We start from the raw sequence: 23,791 nt of genomic DNA, 5'->3' as shown, positions 1-23,791 counted from the left end.
TTAAAAATTCTAGACTATACCTGTTCTTTTGTAGTGATGAGTGTATGAGTTTTCATGCAAAAAGATGGGAATCAGACGTGTACTGATTCTTATGATTAATGTTGGAATTGCGGCAACTCCAGCACCTGTCCTGTCTGAATGGTTCCGTGTGACAATTGGTTTTTATCTTTGAGCGCTTCGACATAAATCCGAGTATCCATCTGATCCGGTTTGTTCGCAAGAGATATACTCCACAGAGTATCCCCGGAAGATACAACAACCTGTTCATTCAGCAGCACAGGCTGATCTCCCGCCGACGCCTTGAATACTACACTGCAGCCAGCAATAAATACGCTAATCGTAATGAGTAGTTTAATCATAGCCGAGCGTGTGATCTGATCTCGTAGAAAGAGCCTTGAAGCGTATTTTTCATATGAGAATTCCGGCTTGGTTCTTAGAACCTGTTCAGGTTCATGAATGCTTTTGTACGTGGAATATTTCATTTCCATCTAACCCCCGATTGTTATCTTCCTTTTTCGTCAATCTTCAACTTCTTTGCCTATATAACTTCACTTAACAACATAATTTTTAATCTTTCTCTAAAGCTAAGTAGGCATATACTACTACCTTTTAATCTAATACATAGGTCTATGTTATCACTTCATTCTAAACAAATTCTGAACATTGCTCGGTCTGAATAAACAAAAGTTCCAATTCGAGAATGGATGCCTGATTTTCGGCGATGGGACGTATGATTCTGCCCTATAATAAGGGAAAGATTGTGATTCTACTGGAGTAAGGACGTGCGGCTTATGATCTCTGCAGATCTGAAGGAACAATATTACCAGGCGCTGATAGCTAAAGATTCAGAATATGAAGGTTTATTTTATGTCGGGGTCAAAACAACGGGGGTATTCTGTCGTCCCACCTGCCCGGCTCGAAAACCTAAGTTTGAAAACTGCGAATTTTATGAAACCGCTCAGCAAGCCCTGCTCGCGTCATTTCGACCATGCCAGCGATGCCGGCCTCTATCTCACCCCAATCATGTTTCGGATGTGGTTCGCATGCTGGTGGAGGCTGTCGAGAAGGAGCCGGAAAAACGCTGGAAGGGGCAAGATTTCAGGGCACTATCCATTGATGAATCCACTGCTCGCCGTCAGTTCAAAAAACGATTCGGGATGACCTTTGTCGAATACGCTCGCGCACGGCGTATGGGACTAGCACTGAAACATATTCGTTCAGGACGTACTGTCATTGATAGCCAACTCTCCACCGGATATGAATCCAGCAGTGGATTCCGGGATGCCTTTTCAAGGATTATGGGAGCTGCACCTACACATGTAGATGATGAACGGGTACTGAAGGCATCCTGGATCGATACAAGGCTTGGCCCCATGATGGCTATAGCGGATGAGCAAGCTTTATATTTACTCGAATTTATAGATCGCAGAGGGCTGGAACGCGAGGTGGAACGCCTGCGCAAGCGCACCAAATCTGCGATTGTTCCTGGCACAACAGCACCTATTCAATCCATTGAACGGGAATTAAATGAATACTTCGACGGCAAAAGGACAGCGTTCGACACAGCGTTGTTCTGTTTAGGAACACCATTTCAGAAGGGGGTATGGGAAGCGTTATTAGCCATTCCGACTGGGGAAACGAGGTCGTATCAGGAAATTGCAAACGTCGTTGGAAAACCTTCTGCCTGCCGGGCCGTAGCCCAAGCAAACGGGGCAAATCAGCTAGCTATTGTGATTCCGTGTCACCGTGTGATTAATGCAAGTGGTGAATTGGGCGGTTATGGAGGTGGACTGACACGGAAAAATTGGTTGCTTCAGCACGAGAGACAGATGTCATTGAAGTAAGAATTAACAGTAGCAACACCCTATTTATTTCTATAAAGGAAGTGAGTCAAGTTGAAAAACAACCATTGCAATCAGAAGGAAAAAGCTGAACAATTTCATCGATATCATGTGAAGGAACACCCGCTTGTACTGGTGAACGTGTGGGATGCCGGGAGCGCACAGACCATTCAATCTACAGGTGCCAAGGCTATTGCTACGGGAAGCTGGTCTGTTGCCGCCGCTCATGGGGAACAGGATGGTGAAGCTCTGCCGTTCCAATTGGTACTTACTAATCTCGCACGTATAACAAAGAGCATAGATCTGCCTGTAACGATCGATATAGAGGGAGGGTATGGCAGGTCTGTGTCAGAAGTGAAGCAAAATGTGCTACAAATTATTGAGCATGGGGCGGTAGGCATTAATATCGAGGATCAGTTGCCCTGTGATGAAGGCATGTACAGTGTCGCAGAACAATGTCTGAGATTATGCGCTGCTCGCGAAGCTGCAAATGAGGCAGGCATTCCCCTTTTTATCAATGCACGCACAGATTTATTTCTACAACAAGTTCCTGAAAAACATAATGAAGCATTAGTTAACGAAGCAATTGCACGGTCCGAAGCATACGCAGAAGCAGGGGCAAGCGGTCTGTTCGTTCCAGGCTTACAGGATCAGCAATGGATTCAGGAACTATGTGACCGTTCGCCAATTCCCGTCAATGTGATGGTAACCTCCAACGAACCTTCACCCAGGCAACTGGCAACACTAGGGGTAGCACGAATCAGCTACGGGCCTTATCCTTATCTGCAAGTCATGGAGAACCTCAAAGTACTTGGGCAACGTATTTTAACAGGAGCATAAGGATTATACTGATGAGGTGTGTTCATACCACAGTCCCTCTTGGACAAAGGATAGGATGTTTCCAGCCTTCACCTGTGGTATAATCCCACTACCTAACAGTAACAGGAGGCACATATGCTTAACGTTGAACAAAAGCTTGAAATTCTGGAATCGTACCCGCAGCTGCAACGCAAAAATGTTTCTCTCGGTCGTGTGAATTTCCACTACGAGGACAGTGCCTACGAGAAAAAGATTGTAGCACTCCATATTCACCCGAACGGTAACGGTTATATCTATGCAGGGTTATTGCCGAACTACGATACGGATGCCAAAGGGTTCGTCAATGTCCGTGATTACTCCGAAGCGGATCTACGCACATTGCTGGATGCAACGCTCAAAGCGATGTCTCATAATCCAGACGCAGTTGAAGTGACTGAGAAAGTACCCTCTCCTAAAGAATCTGCCCCAGTCACCCTGTCATCAGGCGGTGGTATCTGGATCAATGAAGAGGGACACACACTTACGTTAAAATATGACAATGACATGTGGTGCGTGTATGCTGATCAGGAGCTGGAGATGGCTTTTGAATCACGCGGTGAAGCTGGCGAGTATCTTGAAGAGGAAGGTTTCAAACCGCAAGCTCAAGCTTAGATTAAAGTACGACCCATGTGAGAAAATAAAGAAAACACGAGGCGAGCATACGTCCTCGTGTTTTTCTTATCCCTCGTGCCTAATTACTGATGTAATTATTACTGAACATCCTCATTTGCGTTCCCCTAACGGCTTAAACTCTGTAATTCATCACAGTCAGTCTTTGCTGCTTTTACGTACCAACAGAGCATGCTTCATCATGGGATAGGTGGACAGAAGCAGCGCGCCACCGATTACACCCAGCACCGTGAATACGAGCATTCGATTTTGATAGGCAATCCAGAGCGTGAATTGTCTCATATCTCCAAATGCAACCACCAGCGACATCACCAAGCCCAAGCCAAACAACAGAAACAGAAAGTTACGCATTCCCAGCCTGATCCAGCACACCGTCAGGAAAACGGACAAGCCAAATACCAGAAAACCAAGCATCAGGTCCATCCATAGATATGGAAGCACAAGGTAACGGGAAGAGTAGAGCATCCCCGGTTGGTACAACGTGACTTGCAGCCATCCTCCAACATTCAGCAAATGAACAAGCAGGTAGATCAAATGCAGAATGACCATCGTGCCCACAACCATACAGACTCCCATCATATAGAATGATTTCATGAATTGAATCCGAGTACTGCCCATACCGATGGCTACAGGGTAGAGCGTGACCAGACCTGCAATGGCAAAAGTACAGATCCCTCCATACATCGGCCCGAATAACTGCGAGGAATAACGGACATCAAACAGAAACCCAATGGCTACATAGACCGCTGTAAGACCAAGAGCAATGGATGTGAAGATTACCAGATATAAACGCATGTCGTCTAATATCAACCGATTCGTTCCTTTTACTGCATTCATGCTCTCACCTCCTCCTGTTTCCGCGTTACATTCACCAGATAATCCTGGAGCGTTGCTTTTTCAATGGAAAGCCCATGAAGTTGAGCCTTGGCTGCCCATTCCTTCGAATACACATCATCAATCATCACTTTGCCGGTTGTACCCATGCGAGCAGACTCGATAATATTCGTACCTACAGAGGCTAGCTCCACATCTTGAATTAACCCTGTTAGGAGAACTCCGCGTTCGCGTACTTCCTCCATAGGGCGATGATATAACACTTTTCCTTGATGGACCACAATCAGGGATTCACACAAAGGCTGTACCTCTTCAATATGATGCGTCGATATCAGAATCAGACGAGGGTTATTTTCATAAGTTTCTAATAATGCTTCATAAAAAAGCTTTCGTTTCTCGGCATCGAGTCCATTTGTAGGCTCATCCATAATCGTTACACTTGCGTTACTGCACAGCCCCAGAATAATTTGAGCTGCTGTCTTCATGCCCTTCGAAAATTTACTCATCTTCTGTTTCGAAGGCAGTTCGAATGCATCGATGAGCCGCTTGGCAAGCTCCTGATCCCATTGTGAATGAAAATGTGATCCGATGGTAACCAGATCATTCATTGTCCAGCTTTTACCGAGCGGATGATTCTCTTGGATATAACATAGATGTCCTTGAGCAGACAGATTATTGTATGGGTTCTGGCCCATAATTTGAATGGTGCCACTGTCAGGGCGATTGTGTCCGGCGAGCAGACTCATCAGCGTCGTTTTACCTGCACCGTTTCTTCCCCAAATCGCACCAATGACAGGTTCATTCTCATGCAGGGTGACACTGTTCAGAATAGAGGTTTTATTCTTTTGATAGCTGTAACATACCTGCTCCATATGAATCATATTTCACTCTCCTTATCCTTCTTACCGCGAATCAGATCAATAATCATGTCCTCGTCCATACGAATACGTCTGGCTTCTTCAAGTAAAGGTTTGATGAATTCCTCGTAAAAATGCTGCTTCCGTTCGATAAGCAAGGCTTCCCTGGCTCCCTTGGCAACAAACATTCCCACTCCTCGCTGTTTGTATATGATGCCTTTGTCTACCAACTCCTGTAGCCCCTTTCGCGCCGTAGCCGGATTAATATTGTAAAAGCGTGATAGCTCATTCGTCGAGGGAACCTGCTCCTCCACCCTCAATCTGCCTTCCACAATATCATCCATGATCATCATGGCAATCTGATGGAAAATAGGCTGGGATTCATCCAAAGTCGATTTCATCTGTTACCAACTTTCATACATAATAATAATTTTTTGTGGGTCTTATCTTTGGGTCAATTTTTTATCTTTTAGTTAGTTGGTTAGTTACTCATGTAACTAACTATAGTATACAAAAACACAAATGTAAATAGACCTTTGTTAATTGATCAACTTCTCCACACGGATTCGGTTATATTGGTTCAGGAGAGCGTCAAGGACTACGGATTGTCTAATCACTTCAGGATGAAGCAGACTACCATATTGCAGGTGTATCTGATGCAGCTGTTGTCTCGCGTCTTCAATCTGTAACTTTAATTCCATACGGTCCATAGCACCCCCTCCTTTTGTCATATTTTAGCTTATTATGCCAATCAGTAGTTTATTGGGGATATGACAGATGCACCCTTATATACGTTACTGGACCGTTTATACATACAAAAAAAGAACGCCTCTGAATTATTCAGAAGCGTTCTTTGGCTCAGGCTTATGTCCCTAAACCGTGATCATTCGTTCGGTAGATTGGGGGAGGCGTATCTTCCTTGACTGGAGATGGCCCGGTAACGGTCGGCAGGATATTCACCGCGATACTACAAGTAACTATCAGCAAAGCCAGTTTTTTCTTCATTGATTTTTTGCACCTCACCAATCAAGATTTTGTATTGCTGTATAGCAGTATCGGACGCATAATCCCTGTATTGTTCGAATAGTCCGACACTTCTAAGCATACCTCGTCCATCACTAATTTCAATAGCAAATCTTAAGCTATCTAGCACAAAATTTAAACCTTGTGCAAAGTGATCCCTCTTCAGATAATACTTGCCCAATCCAGCCAAAAGTCGGACGTAACGATCATCCGTAACCTGCTTGCTGACTTTCCCAATTCGGTTCCGCTGTTCCTGATAAGTAAAATGCGGTGCATACTCTTCTAACACATCATCGATATCCATATCGTATCGATTCGCCGCAGTAACAATATCACATAACGCAGGAAAGATCTCGTTCTCTTTCGTTGAAATGTAGGCCAGATACTGAGGAAGGATTTCGAACTGTCCAGCCATTAATTGATATATATAACGATTCCCTTCAGCCCATTCCTGAAATTGTTGAATAACAACCATTTCTTCATGATCCGGATCTTTGACCCAAGAGGAATCGGTGTATAACGAGACATATTTGAGAGCCGTCTCATAGTTGTCTAAATGGAAGTACGCACTCCCTGATGCCAAATAAGCATACATAACATAAAAAATGATAGGTCGTTTTGTTTCTTCCGCTTTCTTTCTTCCATTTAATTCATAGTGAATGGTCGCCTTCACTCGCAGTTTCTCAGATAACTCCTGCACTTTACTCCATCGGTGAAGTGAGGCAAACGCGTTAATGAGTTCATTTAATGCATCCAGTTGATAGCGTTCATCCAGCCGATCCACGTAATATTCAAATTGAGCCGCAATAATGACATTCCGCTGCTGATCATTCGACAGTCCGAGCTTAAACAGGCGATACTGACAGAGCGCAAGCCGCTCAGAATGTTGCATCTTCTCGCTTTCAGCGATCGTTTCATATAAGAGGGTTGCCGGTTTCCATTTACCAGCATGGTAGAACTCCTCCGCCACATCAAATAACATCGGGATATACGAAAGATTATCCATCATCAGACGGACGACCTCTTCGATACAGTCCAGCTTATCCAGTTCAGCACATCGATGCAAAAAAGGGCCTAACCTCCGCCAGTCCGGGGTTGCATGCACAAAGCACTCATCAATATACAGCTCATAGAAATGGCCCGCTGCAAGCTTCATGGCGGCTGTAATGCGGTCCAGTTGCTGCATGGAGATGGGTCGATTTTTATTCAAAATGTTGCTGAGTGTACCAGAATTAATTCCGGACAGATCTGAAAATAAACTGATCGACATCTGCTCACGCTTCAGATAACTTGCTAAATGATCGCGTATCGTGGTTGTTGTCGGCTTCAAGGGAACACCACCCTCCAAAATAAAAACACCAAAAGCGAGACTACAGGTACATGCAAAAGTAATTATATGTAATATGTGCGTGCTTTTCAATAAAATAATTTCAACTAATTTGTATTAATTACATTTTAACCCTTTTACAACGAAAAAGTATGCATCTATATTTTATATCGAAATGGTCTGTTCTTCCAAGACCCAACTATATAAAAAAACACGAGCCAGACAGGCTCGTGTCATTTGTCCGAATATCATTGCATATTCGGCGTATTTTCACTGTTATTCCATACTCAAAGGTTGTGAACTAAGGCAGTACATTCCCTGCAGCTCGATAGATTTCATACCACTCTGGACGAGTGAGGTGAACTTCACTTGCTTTCACACAATCTTGCAGACGTTCAATATTCATTGTGCCTGTCACAGGTTGCATCTTCGCAGGATGACGAAGCAACCACGCAATCGCAATGGTCGTATTGCTCACGTCATACTTCGAAGCGATCTCATCGATCTTTGCGTTCAATTCCGGGAATTTCTCATTACCCAGGAAGACACCCTCGAAGAATCCGTATTGGAACGGAGACCATGGCTGAATGGTGATATCATGCAGACGGCAGTAATCCAGAATGCTGCCATCTCGGTTCACCGCAGCGTCATTCTCCATATTCACGTTGATGCCGCTATCGATCATCGTCGTATTGGTAATGCTCATCTGCAGCTGGTTAGCTACAAGGGGCTGTTTGACATATTTTTTAAGCAATGCGATCTGGTTCGGATTCTGGTTGGATACGCCGAAGTGACGTACTTTTCCCTCACGCTCCAACTGATCGAATGCTTCCGCCACTTCCTCCGGTTCAACAAGTGCATCCGGGCGGTGCAAGAGCAGCACGTCCAGATATTCCGTTCTCAGACGTTGCAGAATGCCATCCACCGAATTCAGGATATGCTCTTTGGAGAAATCAAACATTCCTTTGCGAATGCCGCATTTGGATTGAAGAATCAAATTTTCACGAACCTGGGGATTCATCTGCACAGCATCAGCAAAAATCTCCTCACATGTTCCTGTGCCGTAAATATCAGCGTGATCGAAGAAATTCGCGCCAACTTCCATAGCAGAACGTACAAAATGCTCTGCGTCCTTACTGTCCAATGAATTGATTCGCATACAACCTACAGCAACTACAGGCACATCGAGTGCACTGCTGCCCAGTTTAATGGTTCTCAAGATGTTTCCCCTCCATATTCAAAAATAGTTTGTGTGCATGAGCTCTGATACATATCGGTATATGTATGTCCATGCTTGTCTTCCGTCTATGATTGTGACACATATCTGCAATCGGTTTCAATAGACTATCCCCACATTTATATGGAGAAATGATTTGTTTTAAGTAAGACTGCCCAGCCTTGAGCAACAATCCTTAATCTTTTTCCGGCACGATCACCTTCATATAACCAGGCAATACACGAATATCAATTGGCAAAGCAGGGCCTTCCTCCCCATCAACATTCGTACGAATAGTTTCGTCCGAGCGAACATGCACTTCTTTGGCTGCAAAATAGTGCACGTCTTTATGCTCCTTCAGATTGCCGAAGAACAGTGAAGTCCCTAAGGTCAAGCTGTTGAATACACCGATATTTCGAATCACAAAGCAGTGGATCAGCCCGTCGTCTACCTCTGCCTCTGGTGACAATTTTTCGAACCCTCCGACCGAGTTGGTAAGTGCCGCCACAAAAAGCGGTGACTCTCCTTCCCAGAATTGCCCGTCATATTCGATCTTCAGAACGTTTGCCTGTGTATTTACCAGATCCTTCAATCCTTCTTTCAAATAAGCGAATGATCCTAGCTTCGACTTTTCCTCTGACGAAACAGAGAATAACGCCTCCGCCAAGGAGCCGGCAGCCACCACATTGGCAAAGAGTCGCCCATTCACCATGCCGAGATCGACCAACCGGGTCTGTTCCGAACGTAACTGCTCGATCGCTTCCTCCGGGTCAAGAGAGATATGTAACGCCCTTGCAAAATCATTCACTGTTCCCAGTGGAACGATGCCTAGAAGAGGACGTTGTTCCTGATCAAGCATACCGTTGATCGTCTCATGTAATGTGCCATCTCCCCCGATCGAGATGACCAGATCACACCCATCTTTGCAGGCATGTAGACCGTAATGGGCAGCATCGCCTTCCCCGGCTGTTTCGTTCACCACGACTGCATATTGTCTGGCTTCCAGAATATCCCGAACCTGGGATACATATTGTGCTGCTTTTTCCTTGCCTGACGACGGATTGCTAATGATCATTGCTTTCCTCATTGATACATCTCCCTCTCCGCATATAACCTCTGTACATCCTTACCCTATTCGTAAAGGGGTTGAATACAGCGCGAAGCAAAGATGTTGATCACCATGCAAATATTTATAATTTACACAAAGTTATACTGAAAAAGTGCAGGGCATGGCCCTTATCATATAGAATACAAGTATAGATCGATGCGCGTTTTAAATTTACTGTTCCTATGTTCCCAAGACGGGTTAATAATAAGAGATCTTATGATTTGGAGGGAAGGCATGTAATGAAGAGAATCACATTGTTATTGTTGATATGTATTCTAAGTATAGGTACCGCAGGGCAAGCGATGGCATACACCACCACTGATTCGGATCACTCCCTCATTAAAGATCCTGCGCTGGAAGAAGGGCTCAAGCTGATTTTGAACATCCCTGTAGGTGAGCCCCTGACATCTGAGGATATGAAGAATCTTCGAGTAGTGGATCTGAGCAATGCTGGCATTCAGAGTCTTTCCGGGTTGGAACATGCTGTTAATTTGACCCATCTGCGTCTCTACGGCAATGAAATCACAGATCTCACACCACTAGAACACCTGACGGAGCTCCGCGAGATTGACGTCCGCAACAATTACATTACATCCATTCAGCCTCTTGCTGCATTAGAGAAACTAGGCCGGCTATATATCAGTAACAATTCGATAACTTCCATTGACGTTGTGCGGGAATTTTCCAGATTACATACATTGCACGCCAGCGGCAATCAGATTTTAAGCCTGAGCGCGCTAACAGAGCTACGTTCGCTAAAATGGCTCGAAATCTCTAATAATTTTATTACGGATCTTACACCACTTACGGAACAGACCGAGCTGAAGCGGTTGAATGTGGCAAACAACCATATCTCATCACTCGATGCTCTCACGACTCTACCCAATACACTGCAAGAGCTGAATGTGGCAGGTAACCATATATCGCACCTTGCCCCCCTGAGCCACATGACAGAATTACGGGAACTGGATATCTCGGGCAACCAGATCCAGCAATTGAGCGACATCGAAGCATTAACCAATGTAACCGAGCTGAATGCGGAGTCCAATCAGATCTACGATCTGGAGCCGTTGCGTAATTTAACCAAACTAAACGTCTTGAAGCTGTCCAACAACCGGATCTGGGATCTGTCACCGCTCTCGGATTTATCTTTTACAGCCGATAATTCAGGTGCACAAAGCGTAGACAATATCTCCGCGTCCGCCTCTATGTCTTTAAGCTCACCAAACGTAACGACAGAAACAGCTGCTACCGGGCTTACTGTACATAACAATTATCTGGATGTGACGAGTGGAAGTCACACGATGCAGCTCCTCAACCAGATGAATGTCAGAGAACAGAAACGTACACCGCAAGGGCGTTTTCAACGACTGATTGAAGGATCTACTACAGCCTATGTGGGTGACCGGGCGTATGAACTGGATGCACCTCCTTTTATTGATAAAGGCCGGACCTATGTGCCTCTTCGCTTTGTATCCGAGCATTTGAATGCTCATGTGAACTGGAACAGCGGTACACGTGAAGCAGTGATTACACAAGCGGATCAAACGATTCGCTGGAGCGTAAGCAACAAGCAGGTCACCATTAACGATGAACCCATCATGAATGATGCTCCATTGTTGATGAAGGATGGCAATGCCTATGTTCCGATTCGATTTATCTCAGAACAGCTTCATACAACCGTTGGATATATCGCCAATAGTAAAACGATTCTGATCTTTGAAAACAAATAACCATATCCCCGCTGATTTCTTAGCGGGGATTTTTTTCTGTATTTTGAGGAATAGGGTATATCGTGTTGCCTATATAGTGATTCTTTAATTACAACCACCTTAGGTATTATAGGTATGGTGACCCCCTCGTTTACAATCGATGATTGTGTATTAATACGCTCTCCACCTTGGATTAGGGTAAATATTGCACGGATTAGCACATCTGCTTTTGCAGTGGAAGTTGGTATACTGAACGTAATCAAGTGGATTACTTACCAGCCTACGAGGAGGATCATCATATGACGTTTACGTTTAACGGATATTCCACTACACCTACAGAGCCGTGGAACGAGTTATCGTTTTCAACCAATCATGAAAGCGCCAACTTAAAACTGACCGGTGAACAGCATCAGCTTGTCGAAGGCTTCGGCGGCTGTTTCAATGAGCTTGGTTATTTGGCTTTGGCCCATCTAAGTGACGAGCAGCGACATGAAGTAATGCACTCCCTCTTCCACCCGGAAGGGGAGCATCGGTTCACAATCTGTCGCCTGCCGATTGGCGCGAGTGATTATGCAGAGCAGTGGTATAGCCACAACGAAGTAGACGGAGATGTGGCCATGGACCATTTTTCCATCGAACGGGATTTCAAATATCTGATCCCTTATATCAAGGAAGCTTTGAGTTATTACCCGGATTTGCAGTTATTCGCATCACCATGGAGTCCGCCAACCTGGATGAAGTTCCCCAAAGCCTACAACTACGGAACACTGCGTTGGGAAAAGGAAATTCTCGAAGCCTACGCTTTGTATTTTGTGAAGTTTGTTGAAGCTTACCGCGAAGCGGGCATTACGATTCATCAGGTACATGTGCAGAACGAAGTGATCGCGGATCAGAAGTTCCCCTCCTGCATGTGGACAGGTGAGCAACTACGCGAATTTATCGCGGATTATCTGGGGCCAGCTTTTGAGAAACATGGGCTGGATACGGAAATCTGGCTCGGAACCATTAATGCACCTGATCCGTGGGAAGAACTGATGAAAAAGAAAACAACCGGATTCGATGAATACGCCGGGCTGGTGCTCAGCGATCCCAAAGCCTACTCCTATATCAAAGGGGTCGGATATCAATGGGCCGGCAAACATGCCATTCAACGCACCGTTGCTAGTTACCCGGAGCTTCGCTATATGCAAACCGAGAATGAATGCGGGGATGGTAACAACTCGTGGAACTACGCCAAGCACGTATATAACCTCTATCAGCACTATTTCAGTAATGGCGTCAACGCCTATATCTATTGGAATATGGTGCTTGAGCCCAAAGGGCGCAGTACATGGGGCTGGGAGCAAAACTCAATGATCACCGTTGATCCTGCAAGTAAGGACGTCACTCGTAATCCAGAGTATTATGTCATGAAACATTTTGCTCATCATATCGTTAACGGTGCTCGCCGGCTGGGTCTCTCTGGAGCATGGAGCGGCAAAGCCGTTGCTTTCCGCAACCCGGATAACAGCCTCGTTATCGTTGTTAACAATCCGTTCCCGGATCGCCGTGACCTTCACTTGACGTTCGCCGAAGGACAAACGATTCATGTGCAGCTAGAAGCCGATTCCTTTAACAGTATGGTGATTACAGCGAATTAAAACACTATGTAGAATGGCATGAAATGCAAACATGGCATGATGCTGCTACAAGCCAAAGATCCTGTCCCACATCGTAACGGGACAGGATCTTTTTTGAGGGGATAATGCAGGTTAACTGATTTTAACAGATAGAGTGAATAAATTCTGCTTGTACTTGTACTAAAGTTTATACAAATGCCAACTCTAAGGTCTGTACCTGGGCTTATGGATTGTTCGCCAGGTAGGTTTTCAGCCACTGCATTGCAGGACGCTCTGTGCCGTTGCTTCTTACCAGGTGGGAACCACTAGTCCAAGTTTGGTTTTCGTTGTAACCCCACAGCGTAACACCTTTAACAGCCGGGTGCTTCCAGAGTACCGGGAATTTTTGTTGGTAACGTTGCAACTGGGTATTGTCATCGCCAGTCATGTCCAGCTCGGATACATACACTGGAAGGCCAGTCGCTTGCAGTTTGTTCAGAACGGTGTTCATCGTGTTCACAGATACGTTGTCCATATTGAAGTAGTGCGCTTGAATACCGATGCCATCAACAAGGCCTCTGTTTTTCAGCAAGTTGATAATTTGGATATATTGATCTGCTTTGGCAGGATCACCGATAATACCATATTCATTGATCAGCAATTTGGAATTCGGGAAAGCTTGTCTTGCTTGCTCAAAGGACCAGATGACCCAATCCCAACCTGTCTGTCCATCTCCACCAATCGCATTGCGGAAGGCTGGCTTTGCATGCAACGGCTCATTGACTACGTCAACATATTCCGCTTGGGAATAACGTTGTCCTGCAGCACGAATCCATTGAAGCACTTCGGCTCTTTGATCATTAGCAGAAAGGCCGTTAATCCAGTTAGGTGCCTGACTTCCCCAAACAAGGGTGTGGAATTTGAAAGGCATTTTATTGTTTTTCGCATAGTTGTAAGCCATATCTGCCTGGCCCCAGTTCATCACATTACGTGTGCCTTCTACAGCACCCCATTTGGTGGAGTTCTCTGGCGTGACCTGATTCCAGTACGGACTGAAATTGTTTGGTACCTGGCTAGCTATAATATTCCCCAGGAATTTACTGCCTTTAGCCAATCCGGCACTGACACTGCCCACCGCGACTGACGCGGCCAGCACACCTGCCAGAGCAAGCGTACCTACCGTCTTAAACCATTTGGACTTCAACATAATATTCCTCCTTGGTTGGGTTTATTCTATAAAGCGCTTACAAGGACATCATAATGGATAATTTTGGTTTTATACACATATAAAACATACTATTTACTTTGAAAAGTATACTTCATATTCCTCTACAATTCAGAAGAAAGCATAATTTAAGTAACGTCTTTTATTATAGGTTTTTGCTTTTTGTTACATAAAAAAAGAACCAAGATATTACAATCCTTGGTCCTAATCCTTTTCATTTTACTACTATCCACTAATATTTAATGCTAATTCTGCCTTGTTCTGTACCCCAAAAGCCAGTCTGTACATTCAGCTCAAAATCATTTAAATCCTCAGGGATTTCAAAAACTACATTTCCTGTTTGAGATAAACCTGGATTGATCCCATCATACATAAAAATTTTGTTAGATACAGAAATCATTGTAGTTGGTGCGTATGTAATTTCCCCTTTTTTCAGTTGAAAGAACGACGAATCTGTTGTGATCATCTGCTTACCTTCATTTTTTAATGTCGCGTTCACCACTAAAAAAACACTTCCATCAGAGCTAGGCTTGTACGATAAGAACTGCCCTTCTTTAATCTCATTCTTCGTAGATACCTTATTCACTTTGAATACAACGTCGCCAATCTTTAATTCATCACCTATTCCAGCAAGTTTAACTTCATTTTTCGCTTCTTTCTGAGCAGTAGCCGTTGCTGGTTTACTATCTGCAGTATCAGCCTTCTTATCATTTGATGCAAGCATACTTCCAATTACCCCTAGAACAATTAAACCAATGAAACCTAAACATCCAATCTTAAAAAACTTTTTCACATTTATCCCCCTGTCACTTAGGTAATTTAGCCCAAGTTGTATATTAACATATATCGGAATATTTTGGTTGAACTTTATACTTAATAGCTAAATACCCTTTAAAATTTGTTTGTTTGGTAAGAAATCATTACTGTAACAGCTTTGGAACTGTGTCTAAAGGACCACTTTGAGTGTTCGGTCCTACCTCCATACGCATTATGTACAGTTATTCAAAACATATTTAGATGCAAAATCATTTGATTTGTTATTGCTACAATACGTTTCACGTGGAACGTTGAGCAGTGTACGACCTAATAGAGTATAATAGGCAGGTATATGTTACATGTACGGTGCAATGCTGGTAAGTAAGATCATTCACATCCTTACTGAGACCAAAATAACGTGAGCAAACTGCATTTCAAAACTAAACGCAAAAGAGGTAAACGATGAGTAAGCAGCATTTTAAAGATTATGGCCTGGGGGAAGAAATCGTCAGAGCACTGGACAGCCTGGGTTATGAGAATCCCACCGAAGTTCAGACCCGGGTTATTCCCGTTGCTCTGGAGAATCAAGACCTTGTTGTGAAATCACAGACAGGCAGCGGCAAAACAGCCGCATACGGCATACCGCTCTGTGAGCTGGTGGACTGGAATGAAAATAAACCACAGGCCCTGATTCTGACTCCCACACGGGAGTTGGCCCTGCAAGTCAACGAAGATATTACTAACATTGGCCGCTTTAAACGTATTAAAGCAACCGCACTGTATGGGCAGTCTCCTTTTCACATTCAAAAAGCTGAGTTGAAGCAACGAACCCATGTGGCTGTCGGTACACCAGGCCGGGTTCTGGATCATATTGAACGGGGGACGCTGCCGCTGGATCGCATCGCATATCTGGTCATTGATGAAGCAGATGAGATGCTGAACATGGGCTTTATTGAGACGGTACAAGCGATTATTCAGGCATTGCCGCAGGAACGGACAACTATGCTGTTCTCGGCAACGTTCCCGGAAGATGTAGCGAAGCTTTCACGTCAATACATGAACACCCCTGTAGAAATCGAGATTAAGGCTAGCGGACTGACTACAGCAACGATTGAACATGCCGTGATTCGCACTTCCGAAGTGAACAAAACTGCGCTGCTTCAGGACTTGTTTATTACAGAAAACCCGGACAGCTGCATTGTATTTTGCCGCACACAGGAGAATGTCGATAAGCTGTTCCGCGTGTTGGCTGATCTGGACTATCCAGCGGATCGTATCCACGGCGGCATGGAGCAGGATGAGCGAATCGAAGTTATGAACGCCTTCAGACGTGGACAATTCCGCTATCTGATCGCCACTGACGTTGCTGCGCGTGGGATTGATATCACGAACATCACCCATGTCATCAATTATGATATCCCCCTTGAAAAAGAGAGCTATGTTCACCGTACAGGCCGCACGGGCCGTGCAGGTAAAACGGGCAGAGCCTTTACTTTGGTAACTCCGAAGGACGGCAGACGTCTTGCGGAGATTGAATCCTACATCGGATTCGAGATCCCTGTGATCAAAGCGCCTTCAGAAGATGAGGTAGATCGCCACCGGGAAGCATTCGGGAAACGCCTCAAGATCGCACCTGAACGCAAAAAGGACAAGCGTGAGCAGTTGAACCAGCAGATCATGAAGCTCAACTTCAACGGAGGTAAGAAGAAAAAACTTCGTGCAGTTGATTTTGTAGGAACGATTGCGAAGATTGAAGGCGTAAGTGCAGACGATATCGGGATAATCACGATTCTGGATAACGTGACGGATGTGGAAATTCTGAATGGCAAAGGCCCGCTTGTGCTGGAAGTCATGCAACACACCACAATCAAACGCATGCAGCTCAAAGTGCGCAAGGGCCATAAAAATTAACGAAGAAGCGATAAAACAACGGGCAACGAAGGAAGAAACGAATTCATTCGCTCGCTTATGAACTCGAAGCAGAACCAGGGACAAAGACTTTTGGAGTCTGCCCCTGGTTTTTTTATCTGAATATACAAATGAAATTTAAATCCCTAGAATGGCTTTAGATCTCAACTCATTTTCAAATCCCACACCATCATTTTTCAAATCTACTTTTTCTTCTTGCGCACCGCTCCATCGTGGATAGAATACCGAAACAACTTATCCTCCGCGCTACCTTCATCATCCATCACTTGAAAGGTCTCCGCATCCGCCGTTCTGTATACCCCTCCTGTCACAAAACTGAATACAGCCTGATCATCCTTGCCCCAATACCTGTTCAACATGACAAAAGATGCTCCATCGATGCCTTTTACGGTACGTTTGCCATTGGCATTATACAGCCCATTGCGATCCATAGCCCAGCTCTGGGGATCAGCTTCGAGCAGATGAGTAAAGCTGGCACGATCTATCTTTTTATTGGCTATGCCCCACGGATATACCTGATTCGCATCTACAGCCCAACTGCCCGATGGGGTAAGCAACTCAAAGGTTGCCGCATCCGCTCCCTTGATCCGTTGAAGCACATCGTCAGGATGACCGAAAGGCTGACGGGTACGCGCATACTGCGCATGATATACGTCCTTCTTATCTCTGGATAAACCCAGATGCTCCGTACCACCTAACACTTCAAATGTGGATACATCAGCCCCCTCAATACGGTACCCGTTGTAATACACATGCTGCTTGTCCCGCCCAAATCGTCCTCCAAGTGACTCGAAGCTGTCCGGATCTGCTTCACGGATAATACGCCACTGAAAATAAACCCGATTCCGGTCACGCGCAAATTGTCCATCTAGCGGTTCAAATGAACTCTGATCCGCTCCGCGAACCAGATGGAAGGTTTCTTTACCCTCTCGCCTGTACCCACCGCCAAACTCTGTCCGATAGAATAAGGAGGTTGCTGTAACATACCAATTCCACGCAAGCTGCACCGCATCATCTGCACGATGAACATAATCGGCCTGCCACCAGCCGGGTATATCTGGATAATGCTCCCGCAACCAATCTACGATCTCATGTTTATAATCATTGGCATAACGAAGGCCGCTCGACAAGTGAAACAAATGATCCAGATCCGTACAGTAATCATGCTGCGCAATGGCTGCACTTGTATCGATTTCATCGAACACATGAAAATGCTGGCTGTCTTTGACATACAACTGGTGTTTATCCTTTGCAAAATAAGGTGTCCCTGGCAACAGCTCAAAGCTGCCTGGATCGGAGGGAGAAACGGGCATGTCCTCCAGATAGACATGCTGCGAATCAGAACTGTAGTCCTCGTGCACAACGCGGAATGCTTCTGTATCTTGACTGAACAAACGGGCCTTGTTCGTACGCGCATCGAACCACCATATGCCCTGGTGATCCTTGAGGTAGGCAAATGTCAGCCAGCCTTTGGGGTAGGTCGATAAGACTTCGAAACCATCAGCAGTAATTCCGCCTTTGACCAGCACCGTCTCTTCGTCCTCTTTCTGTAAGACCACTAGAGCATTCGCATTGATCACAAAGCGATCCATAACCGTTCCCCCTTCAATCCATGGCTATATCGTCAGAAATTATAAGTGTGAGCCACCACTGGCGTCCAAACATTGTCCTGTCATCCAGCGACTATCTGCAGAGGCAAGAAATGCAGCGATATCAGCCACATCCTCGGGTTCTCCCCAGCGATTCATTACAGAGAGCCCGGCTGCATACGCCTGTCCCTGTGGGTTCGTAAGTGTTCCTGCATTCATCTCGGTATTAATGATCCCCGGTTGTATGGCGTTAACCCTGATCTGGCGGCTTCCCAGTTCTTTGGCTAGCAGCTTCGTGAACGTATCCATGGCCCCTTTGGTCATACTATAAGCAAACACTCCTGGAGAAGCTACGCGTGTAACAAAAGAGGAAATATTGATGATACACCCTCCATCCCGAAGTCGAGAGACGGCCTGCTGTGTCACAAATAGCGGTGCTTTTACATTAATTCTCATGACATCCTCAAAAGATTCTTCCGTCGTTTCCTCCAAGCTAAGGACTTGCCCTATGCCAGCATTATTGACCAGAATATCCAACTTTCCTTCTTGTTTGTGCTTCCGAACAGCAGCATCGACCTTGGAAAACAATGCATAAATGCCATCCATTGTACTTAAATCAGCTCCAATGGCCTGTCCCTGCCCGCCATGGTCTATGATGTGCCTCACCACACTTTCCGCTCCCGCCTGCCTTGTTGCAAAATGCACAAGAACGTATGCCCCCTCCTGTGCCAGACGGATCGCAATACTTCGCCCAATACCTCTGCTCGCACCTGTTACTAAGGCTACTTGTCCTTCCAGTCTTCTGCATGTCTCGTTCATAACGTCATCCCCTTCAATGAATAATATGACCTTCTCAAAGGCTCAGGACAGTTATATCACGAGACGACAATCACAATCTTGCTCTTATATTCGAGCGATACCTCAATCACTTGTACAGTCCCAATCGGTGATGAAGCTGCTCTCGAATCTCTGTCGGATTGCTCACTTTAACGATCAGCGAAGGTGTGTACTGCTGCTGCATGATTTCATAAGAAAATTCCGGACGGGATGATGAGGAAACCGTCTGAAACAACTGATAGAAATATAGGCCATTCGGTTCGTCTGAACCTCTATACTTATACGGTGCCTGATAAATCAGGTAAGGAAATTGGGCCAGATCAGGCTTAGAAGGTCTCTTTTTCTCGTTATCCGACAACAGACTTATCCATCGTGGATCATCGACCATATCCTCAATTAAGTTATAACGAGATGCCTTCATTGTCACATTCTCCAATATTAATTCAGTCACATCGGCTGTATTCTCTCTCGCAAAACCATATACGAATCCTGCCTGACTCGGCTCCTCGCTATGATCGGTGCGGCTCAAACAGGCAAAGTACAATGCGCGTAGCGGCGACGCTGTAAGTTCCAGCAAATTCGTAGGCAGGCCCTCATGATGACACCAGGCCAGCACATGCCCGCGCTCCCACTCTCCTGCTTGATCTGCCATATCTCGGACATAATCATTTACTGCATCCACATAGTAATCAGGATTATTTCGAATCAGCCTAACGATACTGGATCGGAGTAGAGACGAAGATAACGAGGCATATGCCTTGTCTTCTCCACGATAATAATACCCGTCCTGACCGTTAGGTAACTCTTCGATCATCGCTATATAGTCTTCTACCGAATTTACCTCATAGTGTACGACATTACTCATAGCACCCAGCACCTCCAGCGCCAAAATATGTTTTATCCTTCATTTCCCTACAAAGATACTACCATTTACATACGAATTCATCTGATATCCGGCTTCATATCACAGTAAACAGGGACGGAATTCATGCTCTTGCCGCTTATTCTTCGTAAGATATTGCTAAGTTCAACAATCTCTGAAATGTTTACTTGCTAAATATTGTAAATCAACTACAATAGACTTGAAAGCGCTTTAATATCTTCTAATCTTGATGGAGGTGTACGTAATGGGAAAACGTAAAACGGTCTGGCTTCTGGTTTTCACACTCGCATTAACGATGTTTGGTCTACATCCTGAACGAAGTAGCGCGGCAAGTGTAGCAATTACCAATGGCACCGATTGGCTTGATACGGCTGGCAATCCCATTCACGCCAACAGCGGTAACATCCTGCAGGTTGGCTCAACGTATTATCTGTATGGTGAACACGCGGTAGGCGGTAAGTTTGACAGTGTGAACGTCTACACCTCAACCGATTTGAAAAATTGGACTTTTAGCAATGCCATCCTGACCAAAGGCTCCGCAACAGAACTCGCCTCCAGCAAGATTGAACGTCCCAAAGTGATCTATAATGCCTCCACCAAGCAATATGTACTCTGGGCTCATTACGAGAACGGTACAGATTATAATCTCGGCCGCGTAGCGGTAGCCACAAGCAGTACACCTAATGGCAAATTTACGTATGAGGGCAGCTTCCGCCCGCTTGACTATGAATCTCGTGACATGACTGTTTTTGTGGACACGGACGGCACAGGTTATCTCGTAACGGCCTCCCGTAAAAACGGTGGTGCGAATGATACGATGGCTATTTTTAAGATGAATGCAAGTTATACAGGGGTACAGTCTTTTGAAGGATGGCTATTCGAGAATGCATACCGAGAAGCCCCCGCTGTTGTGAAAAAGGGAAATCGCTACTACCTATTCACCTCCCAGGCCGCCGGCTGGTATCCGAATCAGGGTGCGTATGCTACAGCTACTTCAATGACCGGGCCATGGTCTGCACTAATGCCTTATGGCAATCCATCGGCCTTCGGCTCCCAGATTCATGATATTGCCACGATTCAGGGTAGCAGCACCACGTCGTATATCTATATGGCGGATCGCTGGAATCCGATGAATCTGGGCGAGCACAAGCATATCTGGTTGCCCCTTACGCTGAATGACGGCAATGGAACGGCGTCACTGGAATGGTATACCACATGGAATATTGACGCGGCAACAGGCCAGGTCACGCTGCCCCCTCTCGTCAATCATGCCCAAGGCAAGACAGCTTCGGCCAGCTCGACGGCCTCTGGCTCGTCCCCTTCCCTTGTCAATGACGGTAACTATCAGACCTCGTGGGTGGCTTCTTCCAATAGCTGGCCTGCGTGGTGGCAGGTCGATTTTGGAGCACCAAAGACAATTACGGAGATTAACACTTCGTGGTTTATGTATAAAGGTTCCGAGGGGTATTACAAATACAAAATCGAAATTAGCAACGATGGTATAAACTACTCCACGCTGGATCGCACCAATAATCTGACATATGGTTTCACCACGGATGCGGTGCATTTCACGGCCCGCTATGTGCGAATAAATATGGTCAACGCTGTCTTGTGGAACAATCCGGGCAACTGGTATACCCCAACACTGCATGAAGTCAAAATGCTGGGCCCATCCACGCCTGAAGCTACAGGCTACAGCCAGTTCACTTCACACAATGTGCCGGATCGCATGATCCGTCACGCCAATTATGTTGCTCGCATTGATGCGAATATCTCCCCGGCTCTGGATGCCCAGTTCCGCGTTGTACCGGGTCTTGCCAGCTCTACAGGTGTTTCGCTAGAGGCAATCAACCACCCTGGTTACTTCCTGAAACGCAATGCAAATAACAAAATTGTACTCGAAGCCTTCACAAACACCACCGCATATAAAGAGGATGCAACGTTCCTGATTAGCCCCGGCTGGGCTGACAGTAACAAACTTTCTTTGCAATCCTACAGTCAACCGGGATATTACATCCGACATTATGATTATGTGTTGCAGCTAGATGCCGTGAATGCCGCCAGCAATGCGACTACAAAAGGAGACGCCACGTTTGCACGGACGAATTTCTAAGCAACGATGATGTTAAAACAGCCTTTCTCCATGCTCAGCAGACTATTTCCTTCACAAGAAATAGTCTGTTTGTAGTGGAGTAGAACTTTTATGTCGGAAAGCTGACTTCCGGATATACCCATCAATCTAACCTATGATTCGAGAAACGAAAGATTAATTTGAGCCCATCCGCGTCTGCGGTTACGGCTACTTCTTCCTCGTACAAACCTTGCGTATAATTCGCTACCGTCTTGCGCCAGAAATGCTGACCCACTTTGTTTTTCTCCCCTAGATTGGTGAATATCTCCCAGTTGCCCTTAAACATGGCGAAGATCGTTGCCGCCGCTTGCTCCGCAATGCCCATTCCCCGATATGGTTGCAGCAGGAAGAATTCGTGCATGAAAAAATCGACCCCTGGTGAACAGTGAGGCGGTGTTGCCACCAGTGCGAAACCTGCAGGTCTGTCCTCAGCCATGATCAGAAAAGGATAGAGACGACCCGGCTTTTCCCACCATACATTTTGCACATCATACTGATCTTGTAATGTTCGGTAGGCAGAACTTTCCTCGTAAATGCCATGTTTATTCGGTCGATGTCCCTCCTGCAGCCCATAATGTCCAGACAGGTCATACAGGTATAACGGATACATGTTTTTGATGATATATGCCTTTTCCAGATTCGTCAGCTCCACATGCATGTTCATCTCTATCCAGATCACCGTTCCTTCCGCTGGTTACGCCCGTTTCCTTACTCTATATAAGTAAACTTGCCCTCTAGACTCCATTGTACGAATACTGGCGGTGGACAGATATGTACTATTCGTTTTCAAACCATTTTGTACATCCACATGTCTGCACACGAAAAGTGCATAGTAAAAAGCCACATCCAATAGCTCGAATGTGACTCACACTTCATCCAGTTTCATTTCACTTGATTTCAACTTCACTTCACTTTTTTGCAATATACAATTTTCTTGATGCTCTCCAGAGATAAACAATATTGCTCTACAAGCTTATCGATCGTTGCTCCCGTTGCAAACTTCTGGCGAATCTCATGGTTCCGTTCCCGAATTAGTTGTCGACCGCCTGAATTCTCTCCCCATTTCTTATGGGTATCCTTCGGCCTCGGAATATAGATTAATCCACCAGGAAGATGTCGCTGTATTTCTTCGAGCAATGCCTTCGGAAGGACGGCATCCGCATTCACATATTTCATCGTACTCCACTCCTTAAAAAGTTAATCTTTAAGGTAGCAGGGTCTTACGAGAAAACTTCTGATTTTATCATATCAATGATGGCGGAAATGGCTATCAGGCTCTATGCAAACAACCGCCGTTGTTCCTCGCATGGACTCTGCATAGAGCGTGTCGTGAAATTTATTATGAATCGAATCATGGTAGCCCCCCTTTCGTGAGTCTATATAAGGTTGCATTACGTGTGCCCAGTCATTTCGGGTAACATTTCTATATCTTCCATA

The 23,791-nt window shown here is 45.4% G+C and carries 22 protein-coding genes; 7 read left to right on the top strand and 15 right to left on the bottom strand.

All coding sequences use genetic code 11. The annotated features are described in order from the left end of the window. Positions 1 to 95: 95 nt before the first annotated feature. Positions 96 to 482, bottom strand: coding sequence for a LysM peptidoglycan-binding domain-containing protein (locus ABIE27_RS05020; protein ID WP_161556895.1), 387 nt, complete (start codon positions 480 to 482; stop codon positions 96 to 98). Between the two features lie 309 nt (positions 483 to 791). On the opposite strand from ABIE27_RS05020, the gene ABIE27_RS05015 reads away from it, so the two are divergent. The 3 genes from ABIE27_RS05015 to ABIE27_RS05005 all read left to right on the top strand — a co-directional run bounded on the left by ABIE27_RS05015 (position 792) and on the right by ABIE27_RS05005 (position 3,311). Next, a complete protein-coding gene (locus tag ABIE27_RS05015) occupies positions 792 to 1,844 on the top strand; it encodes a bifunctional transcriptional activator/DNA repair enzyme AdaA (protein ID WP_429350032.1) in 1,053 nt (350 codons plus the stop codon). A 51-nt stretch (positions 1,845 to 1,895) separates the two neighbouring features. Next, entirely contained in the window at positions 1,896 to 2,681 is a 786-nt protein-coding gene (locus ABIE27_RS05010) for an isocitrate lyase/PEP mutase family protein (RefSeq protein ID WP_123063912.1), read from the top strand. A 114-nt stretch (positions 2,682 to 2,795) separates the two neighbouring features. Beyond that, positions 2,796 to 3,311 (top strand): hypothetical protein, encoded by a 516-nt coding sequence (locus tag ABIE27_RS05005; RefSeq protein WP_123063911.1) that lies wholly within the window; start codon positions 2,796 to 2,798, stop codon positions 3,309 to 3,311. 156 nt (positions 3,312 to 3,467) lie between these two features. On the opposite strand, the gene ABIE27_RS05000 is transcribed toward ABIE27_RS05005, so the two are convergent. From ABIE27_RS05000 to ABIE27_RS04970, 7 genes are all read right to left on the bottom strand, one after another. Continuing rightward, the gene (locus tag ABIE27_RS05000; RefSeq protein ID WP_123063910.1) at positions 3,468 to 4,166 is read right to left on the bottom strand and encodes a hypothetical protein; all 699 of its coding nucleotides are present in this window, start codon (positions 4,164 to 4,166) and stop codon (positions 3,468 to 3,470) included. Beyond that, positions 4,163 to 5,044: an ABC transporter ATP-binding protein gene (locus ABIE27_RS04995; RefSeq protein ID WP_123063909.1), complete on the bottom strand. Its 882-nt coding sequence runs from the start codon at positions 5,042 to 5,044 to the stop codon at positions 4,163 to 4,165. Before ABIE27_RS04995 ends, ABIE27_RS05000 begins: the two co-directional genes overlap by 4 nt. After that, positions 5,041 to 5,421 (bottom strand): GntR family transcriptional regulator, encoded by a 381-nt coding sequence (locus tag ABIE27_RS04990; RefSeq protein WP_123063908.1) that lies wholly within the window; start codon positions 5,419 to 5,421, stop codon positions 5,041 to 5,043. The genes ABIE27_RS04995 and ABIE27_RS04990 overlap by 4 nt, the downstream gene beginning before the upstream one ends. A 138-nt stretch (positions 5,422 to 5,559) precedes the next feature. Continuing rightward, positions 5,560 to 5,730, bottom strand: coding sequence for an aspartyl-phosphate phosphatase Spo0E family protein (locus ABIE27_RS04985; RefSeq protein ID WP_123063907.1), 171 nt, complete (start codon positions 5,728 to 5,730; stop codon positions 5,560 to 5,562). Between the two features lie 257 nt (positions 5,731 to 5,987). Next, a complete protein-coding gene (locus tag ABIE27_RS04980; protein ID WP_345789266.1) occupies positions 5,988 to 7,373 on the bottom strand; it encodes a transcriptional regulator in 1,386 nt (461 codons plus the stop codon). Positions 7,374 to 7,671: 298 nt separating this feature from the next. Beyond that, positions 7,672 to 8,589, bottom strand: a complete 918-nt coding sequence (locus ABIE27_RS04975; protein WP_123063906.1) for an aldo/keto reductase — start codon at positions 8,587 to 8,589, stop codon at positions 7,672 to 7,674. A 193-nt stretch (positions 8,590 to 8,782) separates the two neighbouring features. After that, positions 8,783 to 9,673: a diacylglycerol/lipid kinase family protein gene (locus tag ABIE27_RS04970; protein WP_429350031.1), complete on the bottom strand. Its 891-nt coding sequence runs from the start codon at positions 9,671 to 9,673 to the stop codon at positions 8,783 to 8,785. Between the two features lie 260 nt (positions 9,674 to 9,933). Between ABIE27_RS04970 and ABIE27_RS04965 the strand changes: the two genes are divergently transcribed. Both ABIE27_RS04965 and ABIE27_RS04960 read left to right on the top strand, forming a co-directional pair. After that, a complete protein-coding gene (locus tag ABIE27_RS04965) occupies positions 9,934 to 11,427 on the top strand; it encodes a leucine-rich repeat domain-containing protein (protein ID WP_429350030.1) in 1,494 nt (497 codons plus the stop codon). Between the two features lie 278 nt (positions 11,428 to 11,705). Next, on the top strand, positions 11,706 to 13,046 hold the full coding sequence (locus tag ABIE27_RS04960; protein ID WP_123063903.1) for a glycoside hydrolase family 30 protein: 1,341 nt from the start codon (positions 11,706 to 11,708) through the stop codon (positions 13,044 to 13,046). A 202-nt stretch (positions 13,047 to 13,248) separates the two neighbouring features. Here the strand turns inward: ABIE27_RS04960 and ABIE27_RS04955 are convergent, their stop codons facing one another. After that, positions 13,249 to 14,211, bottom strand: a complete 963-nt coding sequence (locus tag ABIE27_RS04955) for an endo-1,4-beta-xylanase (protein ID WP_429350029.1) — start codon at positions 14,209 to 14,211, stop codon at positions 13,249 to 13,251. Positions 14,212 to 14,461: 250 nt separating this feature from the next. After that, positions 14,462 to 15,022 carry a DUF4352 domain-containing protein gene (locus tag ABIE27_RS04950; RefSeq protein WP_429350028.1) on the bottom strand — a complete coding sequence of 187 codons (561 nt, stop codon included), beginning with the start codon at positions 15,020 to 15,022 and terminating at the stop codon, positions 14,462 to 14,464. Between the two features lie 425 nt (positions 15,023 to 15,447). On the opposite strand from ABIE27_RS04950, the gene ABIE27_RS04945 reads away from it, so the two are divergent. After that, positions 15,448 to 16,896, top strand: coding sequence for a DEAD/DEAH box helicase (locus tag ABIE27_RS04945; RefSeq protein ID WP_429350027.1), 1,449 nt, complete (start codon positions 15,448 to 15,450; stop codon positions 16,894 to 16,896). 200 nt (positions 16,897 to 17,096) lie between these two features. Here ABIE27_RS04945 and ABIE27_RS04940 read toward each other — a convergent pair whose 3' ends face one another. From ABIE27_RS04940 to ABIE27_RS04930, 3 genes are all read right to left on the bottom strand, one after another. Continuing rightward, a complete protein-coding gene (locus ABIE27_RS04940; protein WP_429350026.1) occupies positions 17,097 to 18,506 on the bottom strand; it encodes a DKNYY domain-containing protein in 1,410 nt (469 codons plus the stop codon). A gap of 39 nt (positions 18,507 to 18,545) precedes the next feature. Next, on the bottom strand, positions 18,546 to 19,322 hold the full coding sequence (locus ABIE27_RS04935; RefSeq protein WP_123063898.1) for an SDR family oxidoreductase: 777 nt from the start codon (positions 19,320 to 19,322) through the stop codon (positions 18,546 to 18,548). A 106-nt stretch (positions 19,323 to 19,428) separates the two neighbouring features. Beyond that, entirely contained in the window at positions 19,429 to 20,205 is a 777-nt protein-coding gene (locus tag ABIE27_RS04930) for an FRG domain-containing protein (RefSeq protein WP_123063897.1), read from the bottom strand. 313 nt (positions 20,206 to 20,518) lie between these two features. On the opposite strand from ABIE27_RS04930, the gene ABIE27_RS04925 reads away from it, so the two are divergent. Next, a complete protein-coding gene (locus tag ABIE27_RS04925) occupies positions 20,519 to 22,336 on the top strand; it encodes an AbfB domain-containing protein (RefSeq protein WP_429350249.1) in 1,818 nt (605 codons plus the stop codon). Between the two features lie 121 nt (positions 22,337 to 22,457). Here ABIE27_RS04925 and ABIE27_RS04920 read toward each other — a convergent pair whose 3' ends face one another. Then, on the bottom strand, positions 22,458 to 23,033 hold the full coding sequence (locus ABIE27_RS04920; RefSeq protein WP_429350025.1) for a GNAT family N-acetyltransferase: 576 nt from the start codon (positions 23,031 to 23,033) through the stop codon (positions 22,458 to 22,460). Positions 23,034 to 23,257: 224 nt separating this feature from the next. Next, the gene (locus ABIE27_RS04915) at positions 23,258 to 23,530 is read right to left on the bottom strand and encodes a CD3324 family protein (protein WP_123063895.1); all 273 of its coding nucleotides are present in this window, start codon (positions 23,528 to 23,530) and stop codon (positions 23,258 to 23,260) included. Positions 23,531 to 23,791: the final 261 nt, after the last annotated feature.

Source organism: Paenibacillus sp. 4624 (assembly GCF_050435065.1).
GTDB lineage: Bacteria > Bacillota > Bacilli > Paenibacillales > Paenibacillaceae > Paenibacillus > Paenibacillus amylolyticus_D.
The sequence above is the reverse complement of the archived record's forward strand: the minus strand, read 5'-3'. Positions and strand labels throughout refer to the sequence as shown.

Coding starts and splice junctions, on each gene's coding strand:
- ABIE27_RS05020 (WP_161556895.1), bottom strand. CDS start 482: ATGAAATATTCCACGTACAAAAGCATTCATGAACCTGAACAGGTTCTA.
- ABIE27_RS05015 (WP_429350032.1), top strand. CDS start 792: ATGATCTCTGCAGATCTGAAGGAACAATATTACCAGGCGCTGATAGCT.
- ABIE27_RS05005 (WP_123063911.1), top strand. CDS start 2,796: ATGCTTAACGTTGAACAAAAGCTTGAAATTCTGGAATCGTACCCGCAG.
- ABIE27_RS05000 (WP_123063910.1), bottom strand. CDS start 4,166: ATGAATGCAGTAAAAGGAACGAATCGGTTGATATTAGACGACATGCGT.
- ABIE27_RS04995 (WP_123063909.1), bottom strand. CDS start 5,044: ATGATTCATATGGAGCAGGTATGTTACAGCTATCAAAAGAATAAAACC.
- ABIE27_RS04990 (WP_123063908.1), bottom strand. CDS start 5,421: ATGAAATCGACTTTGGATGAATCCCAGCCTATTTTCCATCAGATTGCC.
- ABIE27_RS04985 (WP_123063907.1), bottom strand. CDS start 5,730: ATGGACCGTATGGAATTAAAGTTACAGATTGAAGACGCGAGACAACAG.
- ABIE27_RS04970 (WP_429350031.1), bottom strand. CDS start 9,673: ATGAGGAAAGCAATGATCATTAGCAATCCGTCGTCAGGCAAGGAAAAA.
- ABIE27_RS04965 (WP_429350030.1), top strand. CDS start 9,934: ATGAAGAGAATCACATTGTTATTGTTGATATGTATTCTAAGTATAGGT.
- ABIE27_RS04960 (WP_123063903.1), top strand. CDS start 11,706: ATGACGTTTACGTTTAACGGATATTCCACTACACCTACAGAGCCGTGG.
- ABIE27_RS04955 (WP_429350029.1), bottom strand. CDS start 14,211: ATGTTGAAGTCCAAATGGTTTAAGACGGTAGGTACGCTTGCTCTGGCA.
- ABIE27_RS04945 (WP_429350027.1), top strand. CDS start 15,448: ATGAGTAAGCAGCATTTTAAAGATTATGGCCTGGGGGAAGAAATCGTC.
- ABIE27_RS04940 (WP_429350026.1), bottom strand. CDS start 18,506: ATGGATCGCTTTGTGATCAATGCGAATGCTCTAGTGGTCTTACAGAAA.
- ABIE27_RS04935 (WP_123063898.1), bottom strand. CDS start 19,322: ATGAACGAGACATGCAGAAGACTGGAAGGACAAGTAGCCTTAGTAACA.
- ABIE27_RS04930 (WP_123063897.1), bottom strand. CDS start 20,205: ATGAGTAATGTCGTACACTATGAGGTAAATTCGGTAGAAGACTATATA.
- ABIE27_RS04925 (WP_429350249.1), top strand. CDS start 20,519: ATGTTTGGTCTACATCCTGAACGAAGTAGCGCGGCAAGTGTAGCAATT.
- ABIE27_RS04915 (WP_123063895.1), bottom strand. CDS start 23,530: ATGAAATATGTGAATGCGGATGCCGTCCTTCCGAAGGCATTGCTCGAA.